A 16,587-nucleotide genomic window follows, 5' to 3' on the forward strand; every position below is an offset into this window, starting at 1 on the left:
CCCGGGAGGCCGGGAGCGGCCCGGTCCGCGGCGGTGGCGGCATGAGCCCGCAGGAGCCCAGGCGTCGGGTGCCCGGGCCCGGGCGGCCCCGCGGCGCGGCCTCGTCGCGTCCGGCGGCCTCGCGCCCGGCGACCCGGCAGCCCACCCCGCAGCGCAAGCCGCACACGATCCGGCTCGGCCGCCCCCGCCCCCGCCTGCGCCTCGTCAGCGTCGGCCTCACCCTCGTCATGCTCGCCTTCGTCGTCCGGCTGTTCCAGGTCCAGGCCGTCGACGCGCGGGCCGTCTCCGCCGAGGCCTCGAAGAACCGCTACACCAGCGTCAAACTGGCCGCCGAACGCGGTGAGATCACCGACCGCAAGGGCGTGGCCCTCGCCACCAGCGTCGACGCGTACGACATCACCGCCGACCCGAAGATGTTCACCCCGCAGGACAGCAAGGCGCCAGACGCCCCGCAGCAGGCCGCCGCGCTCCTCGCGCCCATCCTCGGCAAGGACGCCAAGGAGCTCGCCGCACGGCTGAGCACCAAGAACACCCGGTACGTCGTCCTCGCCCAGCGCCAGACCCCGCAGGTCTGGAACCAGATCAAGGACCTCAAGCGGGTCTTCGCGGAGAAGGCGACGGCCGACAAGAAGAACAACGGCCCCGGCGCGAACGTCCTGGCCGGCGTGTTCAACGAGAACAGCAGCAAGCGCGTGTACCCGGGCGGCGACCTCGCCGCCGGGATACTGGGTTACGTCAACGCCGAGGGCAAGGGCGGCGGCGGCCTGGAGTCCTCCCTGGACAAGAAGCTGTCCGGCAAGGACGGCGAGGTCACCTACGCCCAGTCCGGCGGCCGCCGGGTGCCCACCGCCGGCTCCAGCGAGAAGCCCGCCGTGCCCGGCGAGGACATCGAACTGACCATCGACCGCGACATCCAGTGGGCGGCGCAGAGCGCCATCGCCGAGCAGGTCCAGAAGTCCGAGGCCGACCGCGGCTACGTCATCGTCCAGGACACCCGCACCGGCGAGATCCTGGCCATGGCCAACGCCCCCGGCTTCGACCCCAACGACCTGACCCGGGCCCGCTCCGCCGCCATGGGCAACGCCGCGCTCCAGGACGTGTACGAGCCCGGCTCCACCGCCAAGGTGATGTCGATGGCCGCCGTGCTCGAGGAGAAGAAGGCCACCCCCGGCACCCACGTCGAGGTCCCCAACCGGCTCCACCGCGGCGACCGGCTGTTCAAGGACGACATCGACCACCCGACCTGGTACCTGACCCTCAACGGGGTCCTCGCCAAGTCCTCCAACATCGGCACCATCCTGGCCACCGGCCAGCTCGGCCCCACCCAGCCCGAGGCCAACAAGGTCCTGCACTCCTACCTGACCAAGTTCGGCATCGGACAGCCCACCGGCCTGGACTACCCCGGCGAGTCCCGCGGCATCCTCGCCAAGCCCGAGGACTGGTCCACCTCCCAGCAGTACACGATCCCCTTCGGCCAGGGCCTGTCCCTCAACGCCATGCAGGCGGCCTCCGTGTACTCGACCATCGCCAACGGCGGGGTCCGCACCGAACCGACCCTGGTCCGCGGCACCAAGGGCCCCGACGGCCGCTTCACCCCGGCTCCGGCACCCGAACGCAGGCAGGTGGTCAGCCCGGAGACCGCCAAGACCCTCGCCGAGATGCTCGAATCCGTGGTCGACGACCAGGAGGGCACCGGCACCAAGGCCCGCATCCCCGGCTACCGGGTCGGCGGCAAGACCGGCACCTCCAACCGGGTGGACCCGGCCACCGGCCGCTACAAGGGCTACACCGCCTCCTTCGCCGGGTTCGCCCCCGCCGACAACCCGCGCATCACCGTCTACTGCGCCATCCAGAACCCCACCAAGGGCAGCTACTTCGGCGGCCAGATCTGCGGACCGATCTACAAGAAGGTCATGGAGTTCGCCCTGAAGACCCTCCAGGTCGCCCCCACCGGCAGCGCCCCCGCGGGGCTCCCGGTCACCTTCGACCCGGGCCCGCAGCCCAGTACGCAGCCGAGTACGCAGCCCAGTCCGCAGCCCGGCCGGTGACCCCCAGCACCCGGCCGGCCCGCCAGAAACGCGTGAGGCACCATCAGTGACAACGATCACCCCGAAACCCGGGAACCAGTCGGCCGCCGGCGGCGAGGCCGGGCCCTCACTTCGCGGGCGGCCCGCCGCGCCCGGTACGCTCACCGCCGTGCCCCACGCTGATCAGCCCAGAACCACCCAGAAAGACGCCCCGGCAGCGCCGCCGGGAGCGCCCCGGCCCGTGTCCGCCCGCCCGATCCCCCTGGACGAGCTGGCCGCCCTGCTGGGCATCCGAGCGCCAGGCGCGGCGCAGATCACCGGCATCACGCACGACTCCCGTGCGGTGCGCCCCGGAGACCTGTACGCGGCCCTGCCGGGAGCCAGGACGCACGGCGCCGACTTCGCCGCGCAGGCGGCCGGCCTCGGCGCCGCCGCCGTGCTGACCGACCCCGCGGGCGCCGAGCGCGCCGCCGCGACCGGCCTGCCGGTCCTCACCGTCGCCGACCCGCGCGGCCGGATGGGCGAACTCGCCGCGACGGTCTACGGCACCCCCGGCGAGGACCTGCTCCAGATCGGCATCACCGGCACCTCCGGCAAGACCACCACGGCGTACCTCGTCGAAGGCGGCCTGCGCGCGGCGGGCCGCAGCACCGGACTGGTCGGCACCGTCGAGATGCGCATCGGCGACGAGCGCATCAAGTCCGAGCGGACCACCCCCGAGGCCACCGACCTCCAGGCCCTCTTCGCGGTCATGCGCGAACGCGGGGTCGACGCCGTCGCCATGGAGGTGTCCAGCCACGCCCTGGTGCTCGGACGGGTCGACGGCTGCGTCTTCGACGTCGCCGTCTTCAACAACCTGAGCCCGGAACACATGGAGTTCCACTCCGACATGGAGGACTACTTCCAGGCGAAGGCGGGGCTCTTCACGCCCCGCCGCGCCCGCCTGGGCGTGGTCAACCTCGACGACGAGTACGGCCGCCGCCTGGTCAAGGAGGCGTCGGTCCCCGTCGTCACCTTCTCCGCCGCGGGCGACCCGGCCGCCGACTGGCGCGCCGAGGACGTCGTCTTCGGACCGGCGAGCTCCACCCTGACCCTGCTCGGCCCCGAAGGGCAGCGCGTCCGCGCCGCCGCGCCGCTGCCCGGCCCGTTCAACGTGGCCAACACCGTCGCGGCGATCGTCACCCTCGCCGCCGCCGGCCTCGACCCGCAGACCGCCGCCGACGGCGTCGCCGCGGTCCCCGGGGTCCCCGGCCGGCTGGAGCGGGTGGACGCGGGGCAGCCGTACCTGGCCGTCGTGGACTACGCGCACAAGACGGACGCCGTCGAATCGGTCCTGCGCGCGCTGCGCGAGGTCACCGAGGGCAGGCTGCACATCGTGCTCGGCTGCGGCGGCGACCGCGACACCACCAAGCGCGGCCCGATGGGGGCCGCGGCCGCCCGGTACGCCGACGTGGCCGTCCTGACCTCCGACAACCCGCGCTCCGAGGACCCCCTCGCGATCCTCGCCGCGATGTTCGAAGGCGCCGTCTCCGTGCCGCCCGCCGAGCGGGGCACCGTCCTCGTCGACGCCGACCGGGCCGCGGCCATCGCCGCCGCCGTCGCGCGCGCCCGGCCCGGCGACACCGTGCTGGTGGCCGGCAAGGGCCACGAGCAGGGCCAGGACACCGGGGGCGTCGTACGCCCCTTCGACGACCGCGAGGTGCTCCGCGCGGCCATCGAGACACAGCAGAGCAGTGCCCGACAGGCCGAGGAGAACCAGTGATCGCCCTCTCCCTCGCCGAGATCGCCGACATCACCGGCGGGCGGCCCCACGACATACCGGATCCGTCCGCGCGGGTCAGCGGTCCCGTCGTCATCGACTCCCGCCAGGTGGAGGCCGGCAGCCTGTTCGCCGCCTTCGAAGGCGAACACGTCGACGGCCACGACTACGCGCAGCGCGCCGTCGCCGCCGGAGCCGCGGCCGTCCTCGCGGCCCGGCCCGTCGGCGTACCCGCCATCGTCGTCCCCGACGTGGAGAAGGCGCTCGGCGCCCTCGCCCGGGCCGTCGTGGAGCGCCTCGGCACCGATGTGGTGGCCCTGACCGGCTCGGCCGGCAAGACCTCCACCAAGGACCTCATCGCGCAGGTGCTCCAGGCCCACGCACCCACCGTGTGGACCCCCGGCTCCCTCAACAACGAGATCGGCCTGCCGCTCACCGCCCTGAAGGCCACCGCGGAAACCCGCCACCTGGTACTCGAGATGGGGGCCCGCGGGATCGGCCACATCGCGTACCTGACCGGCCTGACCCCGCCGCGCATCGGCCTCGTCCTCAACGTCGGCACCGCCCACATCGGCGAGTTCGGCGGCCGCGAGCAGATCGCCCAGGCCAAGGGAGAGCTGGTCGAGGCCCTGCCGTCCGAGGCGGAGGGCGGAGTCGCCGTCCTCAACGCCGACGATCCGCTGGTGCGCGCGATGTCCGCCCGTACGAAGGCCCGCACGGTGCTCTTCGGAGAGGCCGACGACGCCGATGTCCGGGCCACCGAGGTGCGGATGACCCCGGGGGGACAGCCCGCCTTCACACTCCACACACCGACCGGGTGCAGTGATGTGACCTTGCGGCTGTACGGTGAGCACCACGTGTCGAACGCGCTCGCCGCGGCCGCCGTGGCCCATGTACTGGGCATGTCCGTCGAGGAGATCGCCACCGCGCTCTCCGGGGCGGGCACCTTGTCCCGGTGGCGGATGGAGGTCACCGAGCGGGCCGACGGCGTGACGATCGTCAACGACGCCTACAACGCGAACCCGGAGTCCATGCGGGCCGCCCTGCGCGCGCTTGCCGCGATGGGCGGCAGCGCCAGGGCGAACGGGGGACGCACGTGGGCGGTGCTCGGCCCCATGGCCGAACTCGGTGACGCATCGTTGGCCGAGCACGACGCGGTGGGACGGCTTGCCGTCCGGCTCAACGTGAGCAAGCTCGTCGCAGTCGGGGGCAGGGAAGCGTCCTGGCTGCAACTGGGCGCATATAACGAGGGTTCGTGGGGTGAGGAGTCGGTGCTCGTGTCCGACGCGCAGGCGGCGGTCGACCTGTTGCGCAGTGAACTGCGCCCGGGAGACGTCGTGCTGGTGAAGGCTTCCAGGTCGATCGGTCTGGAGCGGGTCGCGCTGGCGCTGCTGGAGCGCGAGGGCGAGGGCGCCGACCGATGAGGCAGATCCTGTTCGCCGGCGTCATCGGCCTGTTCCTGACGCTCACCGGTACTCCGCTGCTGATCAAGCTGCTGGCCCGCAAGGGCTACGGCCAGTTCATCCGCGACGACGGCCCCCGCGGCCACGCCGGGAAGAAGGGCACGCCCACCATGGGCGGCATCTCCTTCATCCTGGCCACGCTCATCGCGTACGCCCTGACGAAGGTCATCACCGGTGAACCGGTGAGCTTCTCGGGCCTGCTCGTGCTGTTCCTGATGGCCGGCATGGGCCTGGTCGGCTACCTCGACGACTACATCAAGATCGTCAAGCGTCGCTCCCTCGGCCTGCGGGCCAAGGCGAAGATGTCCGGCCAGCTGATCGTCGGCATCGCCTTCGCGGTGCTCGCGCTCCAGTTCAAGGACTCGCGCGGGCTGACCCCGGCCTCCATGAGGCTGTCGTTCGTCACGGACTTCGGCTGGTCGATCGGCCCGGTGCTGTTCGTGGTCTGGGCGCTGTTCATGATCCTGGCGATGTCCAACGGCGTGAACCTGACCGACGGCCTGGACGGCCTGGCCACCGGCGCCGCGGTGATGGTCTTCGGTGCGTACACCTTCATCGGCGTGTGGCAGTACCAGGAGTCCTGCGTGAACGCGCAGGACCTCACCAACCCGGGCGCCTGCTTCGAGGTGCGAGATCCGCTGGACCTCGCGGTCGTGGCCTCCGCGCTGATGGGCGCCTGCTTCGGCTTCCTGTGGTGGAACACCTCGCCGGCCAAGATCTTCATGGGTGACACCGGATCGCTGGCCCTCGGCGGCGCGCTCGCCGGCCTGGCGATCTGCTCCCGCACCGAGTTCCTGATCGCCCTGCTCGGCGGCCTGTTCGTCCTGATCACGATGTCGGTCGTCATTCAGGTCGGCTCCTTCAAGCTCACCGGGAAGCGCGTCTTCCGGATGGCCCCGCTGCAGCACCACTTCGAACTCAAGGGGTGGTCCGAAGTCCTTGTCGTGGTCCGCTTCTGGATCATCCAGGGCATGTGCGTGATCGTGGGTCTGGGTCTCTTCTACGCGGGATGGGCAGCCGACAAGTGACCTCCTGGCAGGGCATGAACATCACCGTCGCCGGCCTCGGCGTGAGCGGCGTCAGCGCCGCCCGCGCCCTGGCCGGCCTCGGCGCGGTCGTGACCGTCGTCGACGGGGGCGACGGCGAGGGCCACCGCGCCCGCGCCGCCGAACTGGCCGAACTGGGCGTCTCCGTACGCCTGGGCGACGCGCGGACCCTTCCCGAGGGCACCGAGCTGATCGTCACCTCGCCCGGCTGGAAGCCCGACAGCCCGCTGTTCGAGGCCGCCGCGAAGGCGGGCGTCGAGGTCGTCGGGGACGTGGAGATCGCCTGGCAGCTGCGCGGCGAGGACGCCGCTCCGTGGCTGGCCATCACCGGGACCAACGGCAAGACCACCACCACCCAGATGCTGGCGTCGATCCTCAAGGCCGCCGGCCTGCGGACCGCGGCCGTCGGCAACATCGGCACGCCCATCATCGACGTGGTGCTCGGCGAGCAGCGGTACGACGTGCTCGCCGTCGAACTCTCCAGCTACCAGCTGCACTGGGCGCCCTCGCTGCGCGCCCACTCGGCGGCCGTGCTCAACCTGGCCCCCGACCACCTCGACTGGCACGGCTCCATGGAGGCGTACGCCGCCGACAAGGGCCGCATCTACGAAGGCAACACGGTGGCCTGCGTCTACAACGTCGCCGACCCGGCCACCGAGAAGCTCGTCGAGGAAGCCGACGTGGAAGAGGGCTGCCGGGCGATCGGCTTCACCCTCGGCGCCCCCGGGCCCTCCATGCTCGGCGTCGTCGACGGCATCCTCGTCGACCGCGCCTTCGTCGAGGACCGGCACAAGAACGCCCAGGAGCTCGCGCACGTCGAGGACGTGACCCCGCCCGCCCCGCACAACATCGCCAACGCGCTCGCCGCTGCGGCCCTGGCCCGCGCCTTCGGCGTGGAGCCGCGCGCGGTCCGCGACGGGCTGCGCGACTTCCGCCCCGACGCCCACCGGGTGGCGCACGTGGCCGACGTGGACGCGGTCGCCTACGTCGACGACTCCAAGGCCACCAACACGCACGCGGCGGAGGCCTCCCTGGCCGCCTTCGACACGGTCGTGTGGATCGCCGGCGGCCTCGCCAAGGGCGCGACCTTCGACGAGCTGGTCCAGAAGTCCGCCAAGCGGCTGCGCGGCGTGGTGCTGCTCGGCGCCGACCGGGCGCTGATCGCCGAGGCGCTGGCGCGACACGCCCCCGAGGTCCCGGTCGTCGACCTCGAGCGGACCGACACTGGGGCGATGCTCGCGGCGGTCCGGGAAGCGGCCCGGCTCGCCGAGCCCGGCGACACCGTCCTGCTGGCGCCGGCCTGTGCCTCGATGGACATGTTCGCGAACTACAACAAGCGCGGGGACGCGTTCGCCGACGCGGTGCGCGAACTGGCCGCCGAGAGCGGTGCGGACACGGCCCAGGCCTAGGTTCCGGAACGGGTTCCCTCCGGCCGGCCGGCGGCTCGCCCCGTACGAGTGGAGGGGAAGATCACAGATGCCGGCCAAGCAGATGCTGCCGGGGCGGCGGCCGTCCGCCGTCAAGGCGCAGGGCCGCAAACGCCCCGCGGTGAGCGTGCGGCGGCCCGCCGGGCGCGGGCCGCTGACCCGGCTGAGGCGTACGCAGGAACAGCTGCGCAAGGCCTGGGACCGTCCCCTCACGGCGTATTACCTGATCTTCGGCAGTTCGCTGCTCATCACCGTGCTCGGCCTGGTGATGGTCTACTCGGCTTCGATGATCAAGGCGCTCCAGCTCGGCCTGGGGGACGCGTACTTCTTCAAGAAGCAGTTCCTGGCCGCCCTGATCGGCACCGGCCTGCTGCTGGTCGCCTCCCGGATGCCCGTGAAACTGCACCGGGCGCTGTCCTATCCGGTGCTCGCCGGAACCCTGTTCCTGATGGTGCTGGTCCAGGTCCCGGGGATAGGGGTCGCCATCAACGGCAACCAGAACTGGATCTCCCTCGGCGGTCCGTTCATGTTGCAGCCCAGCGAGTTCGGCAAACTGGCCCTGATCCTGTGGGGCGCCGACCTGTTGGCGCGCAAGGGCGACAAGGGCCTGCTCAGCCAGTGGAAGCACCTGCTGGTGCCGCTGGTCCCGGTGGCCTTCCTGCTGCTCGGGCTCATCATGCTGGGCGGGGACATGGGCACCGCGATGATCCTCGGCGCCATCCTGTTCGGCCTGCTCTGGCTGGCGGGCGCCCCGACCCGGCTGTTCGCCGGAGTGCTGGTCTTCGCGGGTGTGATCGTCGCACTGCTGATCAAGACGAGCCCGCACCGGATGGACCGGCTGGAGTGCCTCGGCGCCACGGACCCGGGCAAGAACGACCTCTGCTGGCAGGCCGTGCACGGGATCTATGCCCTGGCCTCGGGCGGATGGTTCGGTTCCGGTTTGGGTGCCAGTGTGGAAAAATGGGGGCAACTACCCGAAGCCCACACCGACTTCATCTTCGCCATCACCGGGGAGGAACTGGGACTGGCGGGGACGCTGTCGGTCCTCGCCCTGTTCGCGGCTCTAGGCTATGCGGGTATCCGCGTGGCCGGACGCACGGAGGACTCCTTCGTACGGTTTGCCGCGGGAGGCGTGACCACCTGGATCACGGCCCAGGCCGTGATCAACATCGGTGCGGTGCTCGGCCTGCTGCCGATCGCCGGAGTCCCGCTCCCGCTGTTCTCCTACGGGGGGTCGGCCCTGCTGCCGACGATGTTCGCGGTCGGACTGCTCATCGCGTTCGCGCGGGAGGAGCCGGCGGCGCGCGCGGCGCTCGCGATGCGCCAGCCGAAGACCGGCTGGAGGCGGACCGGGCCCAGATGGAAGTCGATGAGACGGCGCGTCAAGAAGCGTCCGTCCGGAGAGCGGTGAATTTCGGTGCATGTCGTACTCGCCGGTGGGGGGACCGCCGGCCACATCGAGCCGGCGCTCGCCCTCGCGGACGCCCTGCGCAGGCAGGACCCTTCAGTGGGCATCACCGCCCTCGGCACCGAACGCGGGCTGGAGACCCGCCTCGTGCCGGAACGCGGCTACGAGCTGGGCCTGATCCCCGCCGTGCCGCTGCCCCGCAAGCCCACCCCTGAGCTGATCACCGTCCCCGGGCGGCTGCGCGGCACGATCAAGGCCGCCGAGGAGATCCTGGAGCGCACCAAGGCCGACTGCGTCGTCGGCTTCGGCGGCTACGTGGCCCTGCCCGGCTACCTCGCGGCCAAGCGGCTCGGTGTGCCGATCATCGTCCACGAGGCCAACGCCAGGCCGGGACTGGCCAACAAGATCGGCTCCCGGTACGCGCACGCCGTCGCGGTCTCCACCCCCGACAGCAAACTGCGCGGTGCCCGCTACGTGGGCATCCCGCTGCGGCGCTCCATCTCCACCCTCGACCGGGCCGCCGTCCGCCCCGAGGCGCGTGCCGCCTTCGGCCTGGACCCCAACCTGCCCACGCTGCTGGTCTCCGGCGGCTCGCAGGGCGCCCGGCGCCTCAACGAGACGATCCAGCAGGTCGCGCCGACCCTCCAGCGCTCCGGGATCCAGATCCTGCACGCCGTCGGCCCGAAGAACGAACTGCCGCGTGTCGACAACATGCCCGGGATGCCGCCCTATGTGCCGGTACCGTACGTGGACCGGATGGATCTCGCGTACGCCGCCGCCGACATGATGCTGTGCCGCGCGGGTGCGATGACCGTCGCCGAACTGTCCGCCGTCGGGCTCCCCGCCGCCTACGTCCCGCTGCCGATCGGCAACGGCGAACAGCGGCTCAACGCCCAGCCGGTGGTGAAGGCCGGCGGCGGCCTGCTCGTGGACGACGCGGAACTGACGCCCGAGTGGGTGCTCAGCCAGGTCCTCCCGGTGCTGTCGGACCCGCACCGGCTGTACGAGATGTCCCGCGCCGCCGGTGAGTTCGGCCGTCGCGACGCCGACGAGCTGCTGGTCGGCATGGTGTACGAGGCGATCGCGGCCCACCGGAACCGCTGAGGCGGGACGCACAGACGCAGGAGGCGCAGCAGTGGCCGGAGCGACGACGGCACAGCGTGGGACCCCGGGCCCCGGCCCGTCCGCCCGCAAGGGCGGCGGCTCTCCCAAGCCGCCCAAGGCCCCGAAGCCGTCGCGGGGATCCGGCCCCCGGGGCCCCGGCGCACGCCTGCGCCGCCGGGGCCCCCTGCTGGCCTCCCTGGTCGCCGTGGCGCTCATCGCCGGGGGCGGCACTTGGGTCCTGTACGGCTCCTCCTGGCTCCGCGTGGAGAAGGTCACCGCGGCCGGCACCGACGTGCTCACCCCCGAGCAGGTGCTGTCCGCGGCGGCCGTCCCGGTCGGCGCCCCGATGGTGGGCGTGGACACCGAGGAGATCGAGAGCCGCGTCCGCGGCCGGCTGTCCCGCATCGATTCGGTCGATGTGGTGCGGGCCTGGCCGCACGGGATCGGGCTGAAGGTGACGGAACGCAAACCCGTCCTGCTCATCAAAAAGGACGCCAACTTCGTGGAAGTGGACGCTTCGGGTGTGCGATTCGACACGGTTCCGAAAGCACCCGCGGGCGTTCCGGTCCTCGAATTGAACGCGAAGCAGTCACCGAGCGCCCGCCGCTTCGACGAGGAGCGGCTGCTGCACGAGGCCGTGCTCGTCGCCGGATCCCTGCCGGAGCCGATCGCCAAGGAGACCTTGCAGGTCAAGGTGGGTTCGTACGATTCGGTGGTGCTGCTGCTCGCCGGGGGCCGGACGGTGGCGTGGGGGAGCGGCGAACAGAGCGAGGCGAAGGGGCGCGCCCTGACCGCTTTGCTGAAGGCCGCGCCCAAGGCCGCACACTTCGACGTGAGCGTTCCCACCGCCCCTGCGGTGTCCGGGAGTTGACGTCCGGTCGAACAGCGACGCACCCTGGTTGGCCAGCGATACGGGTGATCACATAGGGTGAAAAGAAAAACGGGAGGTTCGGCGTGTTCGTTGAACACGCGCTACTTGTCGACTTAGTGTCCTGTTCGGAAGAGTCCAGAGAACAGACACACCCCTAACCCTAAACTTCAGGGTGAGGGTTCGGGTCGGCGCGTTCGGACCGCCCCATTTCGGCATCAGTCGTCGCAACGCAGGCCCGCGAGGCGGCGACACGTAACTCGAGGCGAGAGGCCTTCGACGTGGCAGCACCGCAGAACTACCTCGCAGTCATCAAGGTCATCGGTGTCGGCGGCGGTGGTGTCAATGCCATCAACCGAATGATCGAGGTCGGTCTCAAGGGCGTCGAGTTCATCGCCATCAACACGGACGCCCAGGCGCTGTTGATGAGCGACGCCGACGTCAAGCTCGACGTCGGCCGCGAACTCACCCGGGGCCTCGGCGCCGGAGCCAACCCGGCCGTCGGCCGCAAGGCGGCAGAGGACCACCGCGAGGAGATCGAGGAGGTCCTCAAGGGGGCCGACATGGTCTTCGTCACCGCCGGTGAGGGCGGCGGCACCGGCACCGGCGGCGCACCCGTCGTCGCCAACATCGCGCGCTCGCTGGGCGCCCTGACGATCGGTGTGGTCACCCGGCCGTTCACCTTCGAGGGCCGGCGCCGCGCGAACCAGGCGGAGGACGGCATCGCCGAGCTCCGCGAAGAGGTCGACACCCTCATCGTCATCCCCAACGACCGGCTGCTGTCCATCTCGGACCGCCAGGTCAGCGTGCTCGACGCCTTCAAGTCGGCCGACCAGGTCCTGCTCTCGGGCGTCCAGGGCATCACCGACCTCATCACCACCCCGGGTCTGATCAACCTCGACTTCGCCGACGTCAAGTCCGTGATGTCCGAGGCCGGCTCGGCACTGATGGGCATCGGCTCGGCCCGCGGCGACGACCGCGCCGTGGCCGCCGCCGAAATGGCGATCTCCTCACCGCTGCTCGAGGCGTCCATCGACGGCGCCCGCGGCGTGCTGCTCTCCATCTCCGGCGGCTCGGACCTCGGTCTCTTCGAGATCAACGAGGCCGCGCAGCTGGTGAGCGAGGCCGCGCACCCCGAGGCGAACATCATCTTCGGCGCCGTCATCGACGACGCGCTCGGCGACGAGGTGCGGGTCACCGTCATCGCGGCCGGGTTCGACGGCGGACAGCCCCCGGCCCGCCGGGACAACGTCATCGGCGCCGCGTCCACCAAGCGCGAGGAGCCGGCCCCGGCTCCGGTCCGCGCCGCCGAGCCGGCCCGCCCGGCCTTCGGCGGACTCGGCACGGTCACCCCGCGCGAGGACCCCCCGGCTCCGGTCGAGCCGGTCCCGGCCGAGGCCCAGGCCCCCGCGCCGCAGGTCCCGACGGCCCGGCCGTACCAGGACAGCCCGGCGGAGGAACTGGATGTCCCGGACTTCTTGAAGTGACACCGGAGCAGCATCACGTGGGCGGCGCCCACTTCGCCTTCACCGACCGGTGGGGCGGGGTGAGCGCCGTTCCGTACGAAGAGCTCAACCTCGGCGGCGCGGTCGGAGACGACCCGGCCGCCGTTCGCGCGAACCGGGCACGCGCGGCGGGATCCCTGGGGATCGACCCGGACCTGGTGGTCTGGATGAACCAGGTGCACGGCCGCGACGTCGCGGTGGTCGACGGCCCCTGGGGGCCGGACGCGCGGATCCCCGCCGTGGACGCGGTGGTGACCGCCCGCCGGGGGCTCGCCCTCGCCGTGCTCACCGCCGACTGCACGCCGGTCCTGCTGGCGGACCCCGTCGCCGGGATCGCCGGGGCCGCCCACGCCGGGCGGCCGGGACTGGTCGCCGGAGTGGTCCCCGCCGCGGTGGAGGCCATGGTCGCCCTCGGCGCCGAGCCCGGGCGGATCGTCGCCCGGACCGGGCCCGCGGTCTGCGGCCGTTGCTACGAGGTGCCCGCCGCGATGCGGGACGAGGTGTCCGCGGTGGTGCCGGCCGCCCGGGCCGAGACCAGCTGGGGTACTCCGGCCGTGGACGTGGTCGCCGGGGTGCACGCCCAGCTCGCGGAGGCGGGGGTGGCGGATCGTCTCCGGTCGGCGGTCTGCACACTGGAGTCGCGGGACCACTTCTCGTACCGCCGCGACCGGGTGACCGGGCGGCTTGCCGGATATGTCTGGTTGGAATAGGAAATGACGGACCGTAAGTCGGAGCTCGCGGACAACCTGGCGCGGGTGCAGGAACGTATCTCGTCCGCCTGCGCGGCCGCGGGGCGCAAGCGGGAAGAGGTGACGCTCATCGTGGTCACCAAGACCTATCCCGCGAGCGACGTACGACTCCTGGCGGAGCTGGGCATCCGTCATGTTGCGGAAAACCGTGACCAGGACGCCGCCCCCAAGGCCGCTGCCTGCGCGGATCTGCCGCTCAGCTGGCACTTCGTCGGCCAGTTGCAGACGAACAAAGTCCGTTCCGTGGCGGGATACGCGCAAGTGGTGCAGTCGGTCGACCGCTCCAAGCTCGTGACCGCCCTGTCGGCGGCCGCCGTGAACGCGGGCCGCGAACTCGGCTGCCTCGTGCAGATCGCCCTCGACGCCGAGTCGGGCGAGCGGGGATCCCGCGGCGGCGCTGCGCCCGAGCAGCTCGCGGAGTTGGCGGACCTCGTCGCCGGCGCCCCCGGACTGCGGATCGACGGCGTGATGACCGTCGCCCCGCTGTCCGGTCCGTACGCCGGACGCGAACAGGCCGCTTTCGAGCGGCTGGTGGAATTGTCATCCCGCCTGCGCGCGGACCATCCGGCTGCCACGATGGTGTCGGCCGGGATGAGCACGGATCTGGAACAGGCCGTTATGGCCGGTGCGACACATGTACGCGTCGGCACTGCGGTACTCGGCGCGAGACCCCGGCTCGGGTAACGTCGCCAAGAAAGTCGGACCACAGCAGAAAATATGGTCATTACCGCTGATGGGCGGGCAGACCACGTGGATCGCGGGCAGTTGGTGACATTCGTGACACAGCGGCACCTGCGACAGGGCGATCCACCACAGAGCGGAGGACTCGGAGAATGGCCGGCGCGATGCGCAAGATGGCGGTCTACCTCGGCCTCGTGGAGGACGACCGGTACGACAACCCGGGGTATGACCCCGACGACGAGTTCGAGCCCGAGCCGGAACCGGAGCGGCCGCGGGACCGGGCCCGGGAGCGAGACCGTCAGCCCGTGCACCAATCGCCCGTAACGGACGAACCGGTGCGATCCGTACAGCCTCCGGCGCAGCGGGACCCCATCCCAATTCCGGTGGAAAACGGACGTCCTGCGCGAATTGCCCCCGTGGCATCCATCACACCTGACCGCACCAACCTGGAGAAGAACGCCCCCGTGATCATGCCCAAGGTCGTCTCCGAGCGGGAGCCGTACCGCATCACGACGCTGCACCCCCGGACCTACAACGAGGCCCGTACCATCGGGGAACACTTCCGTGAGGGCACTCCGGTGATCATGAATCTCACGGAGATGGACGACACCGACGCGAAGCGTCTCGTGGACTTCGCCGCCGGTCTGGTCTTCGGTCTGCACGGCAGTATTGAACGCGTGACACAGAAGGTGTTCCTGCTGTCGCCTGCTAACGTCGATGTCACGGCGGAGGACAAGGCCCGCATCGCGGAGGGCGGGTTCTTCAACCAAAGCTAGACCGATCCGTCAGATACGGGACCGGGAACAGAGCGGGAAACGGGGAGAGGGAAGCGCGGGATGGGCGTCGCACTACAGGTGGTCTACATCGCGCTGATGTGCTTCCTCATCGTGCTGATCTTCCGACTGGTCATGGACTACGTGTTCCAGTTCGCACGTTCATGGGCACCCGGCAAGGCGATGGTGGTCGTTCTGGAGGCCACCTACACTCTTACCGATCCACCGCTCAAGCTTCTTCGGCGGTTCATCCCGCCGTTGCGTCTCGGGGGCGTGGCACTCGACCTGTCCTTCTTTGTTCTGATGATCATCGTTTACATCCTCATCAGCTTCGTGAGCACCGCTGCGAGAAGCGTGTGAACGATGAACTTCTCCGCGCGCGCGGGGACAGTCCCGATACGGTCTTGCCGACTGCCGACGACTACGTAGAGGTGAAGAAGACATGCCGCTGACTCCCGAGGACGTGCGGAACAAGCAGTTCACGACCGTCCGCCTCCGAGAAGGCTATGACGAGGACGAGGTCGACGCCTTCCTCGACGAGGTCGAATCCGAGCTGACGCGCCTGCTGCGCGAGAACGAGGACCTGCGCGCCAAGCTGGCCGCCGCCACGCGTGCCGCCGCGCAGAACCAGCAGCAGCAGGGCATGCGCAAGCCGGAACCCCAGGACCAGCGTGGCCCCGGCGCCCCCGTGCCCGCGGCCATATCCGGCCCGCCGCAGCAGCAGCAGCAGCCGCAGATGGGCCCGCCGCAGCTGCCGGGCGGCCAGCCGCAGCTGCCCGCCGGCCCCGGCGGACACGGACCGCAGGGTCCGGGCATGGGCGGCCCCATGCAGCAGCACCCCATGGGCGGACCGCAGGGCATGGGTCAGCAGTCCATGGGCGGCCAGAACCCGCTCGGCCAGCAGATGCAGCCCATGGGCCAGCAGATGCAGCCGATGGGGCAGCAGATGCAGCCCATGGGGCAGCAGATGCACCAGCAGCCGCAGCAGCTCCCGCAGCAGGGCCCCGGCGGCGACAGCGCCGCCCGCGTCCTGTCCCTGGCGCAGCAGACCGCCGACCAGGCGATCGCGGAGGCCCGCTCCGAGGCCAACAAGATCGTCGGCGAGGCCCGTTCGCGCGCCGAGGGCCTGGAGCGGGACGCCCGCGCCAAGGCCGACGCGCTGGAGCGGGACGCGCAGGAGAAGCACCGCGTCGCGATGGGCTCCCTGGAGTCCGCCCGCGCCACGCTGGAGCGCAAGGTCGAGGACCTGCGGGGCTTCGAGCGTGAGTACCGTACGCGCCTGAAGTCGTACCTGGAGTCGCAGCTGCGCCAGCTCGAGACCCAGGCCGACGACTCCCTGGCCCCGCCGCGGAACCCGGCCGGTCCGGCCCTGCCGCCGTCGCCGTCGCCTTCGATGGCTCCGGCCGGTGCGATGGGGCACTCCATGGGTGGTCCCTCGATGGGCGGCCCGTCCCCCATGGGCGGTCCCTCCCCGATGGGCGGCCCGTCGTACGGCGGCCAGCAGCAGATGTCCCCGGCGATGACCCAGCCGATGGCTCCGGTGCGGCCGGCTGCGCCGCAGCCGATGCAGCAGGCGCCGTCTCCCATGCGGGGCTTCCTGATCGACGAGGACGACAACTAAGCGCCGCCGCGCAGTCGGCAGCCACGGGCCGGGCCCGGTTCCCCTTCGGGGGCACCGGGCCCGGCCCGTTCCCGTTCCCGGGCGGTGCCGTTGCCCTGGCCGGGCGGTGTTGCTCCCGGGTGCGGGCCGGTGGCCGCGGTTGCCCTGGCCGGGCGG

General features: G+C 71.4%; 14 protein-coding genes. All 14 read left to right on the top strand.

Features of this window, described 5'->3' with window-relative positions; translation table 11 throughout:
- Positions 1-41 precede the first annotated feature (41 nt).
- Entirely contained in the window at positions 42-2,048 is a 2,007-nt protein-coding gene (locus AB0D66_RS10960; RefSeq protein ID WP_362299970.1) for a penicillin-binding protein 2, read from the top strand.
- 46 nt (positions 2,049-2,094) lie between these two features.
- Positions 2,095-3,789 (top strand): UDP-N-acetylmuramoyl-L-alanyl-D-glutamate--2,6-diaminopimelate ligase, encoded by a 1,695-nt coding sequence (locus AB0D66_RS10965; RefSeq protein WP_362299973.1) that lies wholly within the window; start codon positions 2,095-2,097, stop codon positions 3,787-3,789.
- A complete protein-coding gene (gene murF, locus AB0D66_RS10970; RefSeq protein WP_362299975.1) occupies positions 3,786-5,210 on the top strand; it encodes a UDP-N-acetylmuramoyl-tripeptide--D-alanyl-D-alanine ligase in 1,425 nt (474 codons plus the stop codon). Before AB0D66_RS10965 ends, murF begins: the two co-directional genes overlap by 4 nt.
- Entirely contained in the window at positions 5,207-6,277 is a 1,071-nt protein-coding gene (gene mraY / locus AB0D66_RS10975) for a phospho-N-acetylmuramoyl-pentapeptide-transferase (RefSeq protein ID WP_069919922.1), read from the top strand. Before murF ends, mraY begins: the two co-directional genes overlap by 4 nt.
- The gene (gene murD, locus AB0D66_RS10980) at positions 6,259-7,704 is read left to right on the top strand and encodes a UDP-N-acetylmuramoyl-L-alanine--D-glutamate ligase (protein ID WP_362299979.1); all 1,446 of its coding nucleotides are present in this window, start codon (positions 6,259-6,261) and stop codon (positions 7,702-7,704) included. Before mraY ends, murD begins: the two co-directional genes overlap by 19 nt.
- A 67-nt stretch (positions 7,705-7,771) precedes the next feature.
- A complete protein-coding gene (ftsW, locus tag AB0D66_RS10985) occupies positions 7,772-9,133 on the top strand; it encodes a putative lipid II flippase FtsW (protein WP_362299982.1) in 1,362 nt (453 codons plus the stop codon).
- Between the two features lie 6 nt (positions 9,134-9,139).
- The gene (gene murG, locus AB0D66_RS10990; protein WP_362299985.1) at positions 9,140-10,234 is read left to right on the top strand and encodes an undecaprenyldiphospho-muramoylpentapeptide beta-N-acetylglucosaminyltransferase; all 1,095 of its coding nucleotides are present in this window, start codon (positions 9,140-9,142) and stop codon (positions 10,232-10,234) included.
- A gap of 166 nt (positions 10,235-10,400) precedes the next feature.
- On the top strand, positions 10,401-11,105 hold the full coding sequence (locus tag AB0D66_RS10995; RefSeq protein WP_362300342.1) for an FtsQ-type POTRA domain-containing protein: 705 nt from the start codon (positions 10,401-10,403) through the stop codon (positions 11,103-11,105).
- A 278-nt stretch (positions 11,106-11,383) separates the two neighbouring features.
- Positions 11,384-12,589, top strand: a complete 1,206-nt coding sequence (gene ftsZ / locus AB0D66_RS11000) for a cell division protein FtsZ (RefSeq protein WP_362299988.1) — start codon at positions 11,384-11,386, stop codon at positions 12,587-12,589.
- A complete protein-coding gene (gene pgeF, locus AB0D66_RS11005) occupies positions 12,586-13,317 on the top strand; it encodes a peptidoglycan editing factor PgeF (RefSeq protein ID WP_362299990.1) in 732 nt (243 codons plus the stop codon). The genes ftsZ and pgeF overlap by 4 nt, the downstream gene beginning before the upstream one ends.
- 3 nt (positions 13,318-13,320) lie before the next feature.
- Positions 13,321-14,040 carry a YggS family pyridoxal phosphate-dependent enzyme gene (locus tag AB0D66_RS11010; protein WP_362299993.1) on the top strand — a complete coding sequence of 240 codons (720 nt, stop codon included), beginning with the start codon at positions 13,321-13,323 and terminating at the stop codon, positions 14,038-14,040.
- A 149-nt stretch (positions 14,041-14,189) separates the two neighbouring features.
- Complete coding sequence (gene sepF, locus AB0D66_RS11015; protein ID WP_362299995.1) at positions 14,190-14,813, top strand: cell division protein SepF; 624 nt, start codon at positions 14,190-14,192, stop codon at positions 14,811-14,813.
- Between the two features lie 60 nt (positions 14,814-14,873).
- Positions 14,874-15,170 carry a YggT family protein gene (locus tag AB0D66_RS11020; protein ID WP_362299998.1) on the top strand — a complete coding sequence of 99 codons (297 nt, stop codon included), beginning with the start codon at positions 14,874-14,876 and terminating at the stop codon, positions 15,168-15,170.
- A gap of 82 nt (positions 15,171-15,252) precedes the next feature.
- Entirely contained in the window at positions 15,253-16,431 is a 1,179-nt protein-coding gene (locus tag AB0D66_RS11025; protein ID WP_362300001.1) for a DivIVA domain-containing protein, read from the top strand.
- Positions 16,432-16,587 lie beyond the last annotated feature (156 nt).

It is taken from the genome of Streptomyces sp. NPDC048270, assembly GCF_040652335.1.
Taxonomy (GTDB): Bacteria; Actinomycetota; Actinomycetes; order Streptomycetales; family Streptomycetaceae; genus Streptomyces.

What these genes read in the sequence shown, in the direction of transcription:
- sepF (WP_362299995.1), top strand. Translation starts at nt 14,190, where the DNA reads ATGGCCGGCGCGATGCGCAAGATGGCGGTCTACCTCGGCCTCGTGGAG.
- AB0D66_RS11020 (WP_362299998.1), top strand. Translation starts at nt 14,874, where the DNA reads ATGGGCGTCGCACTACAGGTGGTCTACATCGCGCTGATGTGCTTCCTC.
- murD (WP_362299979.1), top strand. Translation starts at nt 6,259, where the DNA reads ATGGGCAGCCGACAAGTGACCTCCTGGCAGGGCATGAACATCACCGTC.
- AB0D66_RS11010 (WP_362299993.1), top strand. Translation starts at nt 13,321, where the DNA reads ATGACGGACCGTAAGTCGGAGCTCGCGGACAACCTGGCGCGGGTGCAG.
- ftsW (WP_362299982.1), top strand. Translation starts at nt 7,772, where the DNA reads ATGCCGGCCAAGCAGATGCTGCCGGGGCGGCGGCCGTCCGCCGTCAAG.
- AB0D66_RS10960 (WP_362299970.1), top strand. Translation starts at nt 42, where the DNA reads ATGAGCCCGCAGGAGCCCAGGCGTCGGGTGCCCGGGCCCGGGCGGCCC.
- AB0D66_RS11025 (WP_362300001.1), top strand. Translation starts at nt 15,253, where the DNA reads ATGCCGCTGACTCCCGAGGACGTGCGGAACAAGCAGTTCACGACCGTC.
- mraY (WP_069919922.1), top strand. Translation starts at nt 5,207, where the DNA reads ATGAGGCAGATCCTGTTCGCCGGCGTCATCGGCCTGTTCCTGACGCTC.